Annotated in this window: 6 protein-coding genes; 5 read left to right on the top strand and 1 reads right to left on the bottom strand. The window is 60.5% G+C overall.

Annotation, left to right across the window (positions count from 1 at the left end; genetic code table 11):
• Positions 1-99: 99 nt before the first annotated feature.
• The 5 genes from EGN72_RS04605 to EGN72_RS04625 all read left to right on the top strand — a co-directional run bounded on the left by EGN72_RS04605 (position 100) and on the right by EGN72_RS04625 (position 4,562).
• On the top strand, positions 100-633 hold the full coding sequence (locus EGN72_RS04605; RefSeq protein ID WP_127045473.1) for an acyl-CoA thioesterase: 534 nt from the start codon (positions 100-102) through the stop codon (positions 631-633).
• Positions 634-730: 97 nt separating this feature from the next.
• Positions 731-2,068 carry an MFS transporter gene (locus EGN72_RS04610; RefSeq protein ID WP_127045474.1) on the top strand — a complete coding sequence of 446 codons (1,338 nt, stop codon included), beginning with the start codon at positions 731-733 and terminating at the stop codon, positions 2,066-2,068.
• Positions 2,069-2,073: 5 nt separating this feature from the next.
• Entirely contained in the window at positions 2,074-2,979 is a 906-nt protein-coding gene (mepA, locus tag EGN72_RS04615) for a penicillin-insensitive murein endopeptidase (RefSeq protein ID WP_127045475.1), read from the top strand.
• Positions 2,952-3,851, top strand: coding sequence for an esterase-like activity of phytase family protein (locus tag EGN72_RS04620; RefSeq protein WP_127045476.1), 900 nt, complete (start codon positions 2,952-2,954; stop codon positions 3,849-3,851). The genes mepA and EGN72_RS04620 overlap by 28 nt, the downstream gene beginning before the upstream one ends.
• Before the next feature lie 87 nt (positions 3,852-3,938).
• On the top strand, positions 3,939-4,562 hold the full coding sequence (locus EGN72_RS04625; protein ID WP_127045477.1) for a queuosine precursor transporter: 624 nt from the start codon (positions 3,939-3,941) through the stop codon (positions 4,560-4,562).
• 279 nt (positions 4,563-4,841) lie between these two features.
• Here the strand turns inward: EGN72_RS04625 and EGN72_RS04630 are convergent, their stop codons facing one another.
• The gene (locus EGN72_RS04630; protein ID WP_127045478.1) at positions 4,842-5,963 is read right to left on the bottom strand and encodes an N-acetylglucosamine-6-phosphate deacetylase; all 1,122 of its coding nucleotides are present in this window, start codon (positions 5,961-5,963) and stop codon (positions 4,842-4,844) included.
• Between the last annotated feature and the right edge of the window lie 389 nt (positions 5,964-6,352).

The raw sequence follows: 6,352 nt of genomic DNA on the forward strand, positions 1-6,352 counted from the left end.
GATAGGTAGTCTGCGCGCACACAAAGGGCAACCGTTTCCGCAGCGTTTCGCTTGACGCGCCTGCCGCGCTGCGGCATCCGGGCGCGGAAGGAGCCCGCCATGTATCCCTATCTGCGTATGTTCAAAGAGTTGTGGAAATTCCGCAACGCCCCTGCCCTGTCTATTCTGGATGCCCATATCAGCCACCATCGCTGCTGGCCGCAAGATATCGACCCTTGGCGCGAGTTGAACAATGGCCGCACGCTGACGCTATATGATCTGGGGCGCATTCCTTTGGGGCAGCGCACAGGGTTGCACAAGGTTTTGCAGCGCAATCGTTGGGGCATGACGGTGGCCGGAAACAGCACCCGCTATCGTCGGCGGGTCCGGCTGTTTGACCGGGTGGAAATGCACAGCCGCTGCATCGGCTGGGATGACCGCTTCATCTATATGGAGCAAAGCATGTGGAAAGATGGCGATTGCACCAGCCATATCCTTATCCGCTCTGCCATCACCTCCAAATCCGGGATCGTGCCGCCGCAAGAGGCGCTGAAAGCCCTTGGCGCGCCACTTGAAAGCCCGGCCCTGCCTGAATGGGTGAAAAACTGGGTGGATGCGGATGCCGGGCGGCCTTGGCCCCCTGTCAAAGGGTAATAGGCGCAGAAATCGCGTCTCGTTGCGTTACAACCCCGATGCGCGCTTGCGTCATGGGGCGGTTTCAGGCTTGATCGCCGAAAGCGGGGGGGTTGTGATGACAAGCGCTAAGAAACGCATCTGGGGCTGGTATTTCTTTGATTGGGCCAGTCAGCCTTATAATACGCTGCTGATCACCTTTATCTTTGCCCCCTATATCAAGGATTTGCTGGGCGATGGCAGCCAGGCGCAGGCCGCGTGGGGCTATGGCATCGGCGCGGCGGGCCTGTTCATCGCGATTTGCGCGCCCTTGCTGGGGGTGATTGCCGACAAGGCAGGCGGACGGATGCGGTTTATCTGGCTGTTCTCACTGCTTTATGTCGTTGGTGCTTGGGGGCTGTGGTATGCGGCGCCCGACAATTTCAACCTGACGCTGGTGATGCTGTCCTTTGCCATCGGCATGATCGGGATGGAGTTTGCGACCATCTTTACCAACGCCATGCTGCCCGATCTTGGTGCCCCGAATGAGATTGGCAAGATCTCTGGCTCTGGTTGGGCCTTTGGCTATATCGGCGGGTTGATCGCGCTGATCATCATGCTGTTGCTGCTGGCCGAAGGGACCACGGGCAAAACCCTGATCGGGATAGCGCCGCTGTTCGGTCTGGATGCCGAAGCGCGCGAAGGCACGCGCTCGGTCGGGCCGTTGACGGCGATCTGGTATGCAGTGTTCATGATCCCGTTCTTTTTATGGGTGAAAGAGCCGCCATCCAAGCCGCGCATGTCGATGATGGCCGCCGCCCGCACGGCATGGCCGGAACTGCGGGCCAATCTGGTGCATCTGCCAAAGCAGCGCAGCCTGTTTGCTTATCTCGGCTCGTCCATGTTTTACCGCGATGCGCTGAACGGGATGTATGTGTTCGGCGGCATCTATGCGGCGGGCGTGCTGGAATGGGAGGTAACGCAGGTCGGCGTTTTTGGCATCCTCGCCTCGCTTACCGGGGCCTTGTTTGCATGGATCGGCGGCAAGGCTGACAGCCGCTTTGGCCCCAAACCGGTGATTGTCGTTTGCGTTCTGGTGCTGACGGTGGTGGCGATCGGGGTTGTGATGATCTCGCGCTCATCGGTCTTTGGGGTGCCGGTTGATCCGACCAGCGCGCTGCCCGATATTGCCTTTTACATCATGGGCGCGGCGATTGGCGCGGCGGGTGGTGCGCTGCAATCGGCCAGCCGCACGATGATGGTGCGCCAGTCCGAACCTGACCGGATGACGCAATCTTTCGGGCTTTATGCGCTTGCCGGAAAGGCCACGTCTTTCCTTGCGCCCTTGCTGATCGGCTTTGTCACCGACATCACGGGCAGCCAGCAGTTGGGCATTTCCCCGCTCATCGGGCTGTTCCTTATCGGGCTTGTTCTGCTACTGTGGGTCAAACCAGAAGGTGCACGAAGCGTAGGGTGATGCAGATGTTAAAGACGTTTTCCGCCGTAATCCCACTGGTCTTGGCCTTGTCGCTGCCCGGTGCAGCACAGGCCGAGGCATTGGCAAACCAGCTTTTCGGGGCCAAAAAAGAGGCGTCAAACCAATCGGCGCAACCCATTGGCACCTATGCCAAAGGCTGCGGCGCCGGGCATGTGCAATTGCCCGAAAGCGGGCCGACATGGCAAGCGATGCGCCTGTCGCGCAACCGCAACTGGGGCCAGCCGGTGATGATTGATTACCTGCAAGACCTCAGCCGCGCTGCGGTGTCTGTGGGTTGGAAGGGCTTGTATATCGGCGATATCTCGCAACCGCGTGGCGGGCCGATGACCAGCGGCCATGCCAGCCATCAGATCGGGCTGGATGCCGATATCTGGATGCTGCCGCCCAGCCGGTTGAACCTCAGCCGGGCAGAGCGGGAGAAAATCGGCTCTATCCCCGTGCGGTCGCGCGATCAGCGGTCAGTGACAAAGAACTGGACGCGCAGCCACCATGCGCTGCTGAAGGCTGCGGCGTCGGACAGCCGCGTGGATCGGATATTCGTGGCGGCGGCGGTCAAGCTGGAAATGTGCAAAACCGCCAAATCCTCGGACAAGGCTTGGTTGCAAAAGATCCGCCCGGTCGCAGGGCATGACACGCATTTCCATGTGCGGCTGAAGTGCCCGGCCGGTGCCTCTGCCTGCGAAACGCAAAAGCCGACGGTTTCATCGCTGTCCAAAGGTGGCAATGGCTGTGACGATACCTTGCTGTGGTGGGTGACGGATTACCTGAACCCGCCCAAAGCCACGGCCAAAACCCCCAAAAAGAAAGCGGCCCCCCGCAAGCGCGGCGCGCGGCAATACACAATGGCGGACCTGCCGAACCAATGCAAAAGCGTTCTCGCCTCGCGCTGATTGCGGGGCTGACTTTGGTGCTTGCCCTCGAAGGCAGTGCGGCATCCCTGTCTGCGGATAATTTCATCGCTGCGACGGTCTGGCGCAGCACCGACCCAAAGCTGGGCGGCCTTTCGGGGCTGGAGCTTTCGGCCGATGGGCGGAGCTTTACCGCGATCAGTGATCGTGGCGGCTGGACCACAGGCAAAATCACCCGCGATGCGACAGACCGCATCACCGGGCTGGAGGCGCGCGCGGTTGCTTTGATGAAAGACACTAACGGGCAGCCCTTTGAGACGCCGCGCGGCGATAGCGAAGGCTTGGCGGTTGGCCCCAAGGGTGAAATCTATGTCAGCTTTGAAGGCAAAGGTGCTGCGCGGGTCATGCGCTTTTCCGATCTTGCAAAACCGGGCAAAGACCTGCCGCGCGCGCAGGAATTCAAGCGCCTGCGCCTGAACGCGGCGCTGGAGGCTTTGGCCATTGACGCGCAAGGGCGGCTTTACACCTTGCCCGAAAGCCCGCGTGAGGCCGGGCCCTATACCGTCTTTCGCTATCAGAACGGCCGCTGGGACAGCCAGCTTTCCCTGCCGCGGGATGCAGAGTTTGAGGCGGTGGGCGCCGATTTCGGCCCCGACGGGCGGTTTTACCTGCTGGAGCGCGCCTTTCACGGCGTTTTCGGCTTTGCCAGTCGCGTGCGCAGTTTTGCGTTGGGTGCGGATGGGTTTGGCGATGCGCGGCTGGAAATGCAAAGCCACACCGGGCGGCATGACAATCTGGAAAGCATTGCCCTGTGGCGGGATGCGTCAGGGGGGCTTCGCATGACCCTGCTGTCGGATGACAATTTCTTTTGGGCGCAGCGCACCGAAATCGTCGAATATCGCGTGCTTCCTTGACAAACCCAGGCCGCAGGGCGTAAGGCCCGCGCGTCCCTGATAAGCAGGGGCCAAGTCTCCGCGACCTTGATAAAACGGAATTATAACATGACCCGATCGCTGATCCCCGGCATTCTTGCCATGGCTGCCATTGTTGTGGCCTCTAATATCCTTGTGCAACATCTGTTCGGCCAATGGCTGACATGGGGCGCATTCACCTATCCGCTGGCCTTTCTGGTCACTGACCTGATGAACCGCTTTTACGGGGCCGCTGCGGCGCGCCGGGTGGTTTTGGTGGGCTTTGCCGTCGGGCTGGTTTGCTCCGTCATCGGCACCCAGATCATGGGTGAGTTCGGGCCGCTGGTCACTTTGCGCGTGGCGCTTGGCTCTGGCCTTGCTTTCCTGACCGCGCAAATGCTGGATGTATCCATCTTTGACCGCCTGCGCAGTGGAAGCTGGTGGCGCGCGCCGCTGGCCTCGACGCTTGTGGGTGCCAGTGCCGATACCGCGATCTTCTTTACGGTGGCGTTTTCGGCGGGTCTGGTTTGGCTGGAACCCGGCAATGATGTGGCTTGGGCGAATGAGGCCTTGCCGCTGTTGGGCCTGGGGCCTGTTGCGCCGCTTTGGGTGTCTTTGGCGGTGGCCGATTGGGGCGTCAAGCTTTTGCTCGCTATTTTGGCATTGGTGCCTTTTCGCATGGCTGTGCAAAAATTTCACACAACACATGCGTAAAAACTTTTGACAAACACAAAATCTGTGGCAGGCTCCCCCTATCGGCAACGTATTTGAAAGGAGGTGATCCAGTGTCTAGAGTGATGTTGGAGAGAGGTGTCGGGACAGTCAGGCGGGGTGTTTGCTAGGGGCAGTCCCCGGTAAAACCGAAGTTTGATTGGGCTTGTCATCCTAACTGGCCCATCTCCTTGGAACTCGGAAAGGGTTGCCCGCAAGGGTAACCCTTTCTCCATTTTACGGCCCTGCGCCATGCAACGGCCCCTGCAATGCCCGGCGGCGTTACAGGGCAACGCCCCCCCACCAGATCTGCGAAAGTTGCCAGTCGCGATTCAGATGCACCAGATCGGCGCGGCGGTCGGGGGCCAGATGGCCAAGACTGCCCCCCATCCCAATCAGCTTTGCCGGGGTGGATGTAACCATCGCCAGCGCCTTTTCCGGTGCCAGCCGCGCATCCTGCACCATGACCGACAACGCCTTGTCCAACCGCAAGTCGGCCCCGGCCAAAGTGCAATCTTCCAGCGTCAACCGCCCGGCATCGCGGCGGATACGCCTGCCCCCCAGCACCATTTCCGTATGGTCGGTGCCCGCAAAGGCCATGCAATCCGAAACCAGAAACAACCCGTCGGGCCGCGCGGCCATCGCCAGCCGCAAAACGGCAGGCGCGACATGAATACCATCGGCGATAAGGCCTGCGGGCAGGTCGCTATCCAGCACCGCCCCCGCAAGACCCGGCGCGCGCGCGGCCATTGGGGCCATAGCGTTGAACAGATGGGTCGCGCAGCCCGCCCCCGCCGCGATATAGGCCATCGCCTCGTCATAGCTGCACTCGCTATGGCCTAGGCTAACCAGAACCCCTGCCTTCACCAGCGCACGCACCTGATCCAGCGAGACCGAGCAAGGGGCCAGCGTGACCATGAGAACGGGGAGTTTTTGCGCAGCCGCCAGCAGGATCGCCAGATCGTCGCTGCCCATCGGACGGATAAGTGCGGCGTCATGCGCGCCTTTGCGGCGCGGGTCCAGATGCGGGCCTTCCAGATGCAGCCCCAGAAACCCCGGCACATTGGCCTGTGCCGCCTCGATCCCGGCTTGGATCACTTGGGCGGTGGCTTTGGGGGTATCGGTAATCAGCGTGGGCAGGACACCCGCACAGCCCAGCAGAATATGTGTGGCGCAAATCGCGGCAATGCGCCCGGCATCCGCTTGCCCATCCAGCATGATGCCGCCACCGCCGTTGACCTGCAAATCCACAAAGGCCGGGGCCAGAACCCCACCATCCAGCACCACATCGCCACGCAGTCCGGTTTGCACCCCCACAATCAGCCCATCCTCGACGATCAGGGCCAGATCGTCGTGCAATTGGCTGCCATCAAATACCTGCGCACCAGAAAAGACCTGTCGCATCTGTTCATCCCCCAAGCCAATTCGCCGGTCTATGCTGGTTGCCGTAGCGTAATTGCAACAGTGCCTGACTGCCAGTCTATGACGCCCTCAGGCCATCGCCAAAGCCATATTTAGGCCATATTTCTGCCAGATTTTCAGATTTTCTCCAGCACGCCCGCCCGTTTTGGTTGCATTTTTGCCAGCATGTGCTGCCAATGCGTTTCTGAAAGGCCAGATTTGGGGGAAAAACTGACAATTTGCGGCACGGGTGAATGAAACCCCTAGAAATAGTAGTCTAAACTAGTGTTAGCCGCCTGACGGAAGATTCCCAACCGTGAACAGGTGTGTCACAATCGGGGCATGAGACGCAATGACATCTGCCTTTACCTCGGCCCCGCTGACCGTGCGCA

The organism is Pseudorhodobacter sp. E13 (genome assembly GCF_003991405.1).
Lineage (GTDB): Bacteria > Pseudomonadota > Alphaproteobacteria > Rhodobacterales > Rhodobacteraceae > Pseudorhodobacter.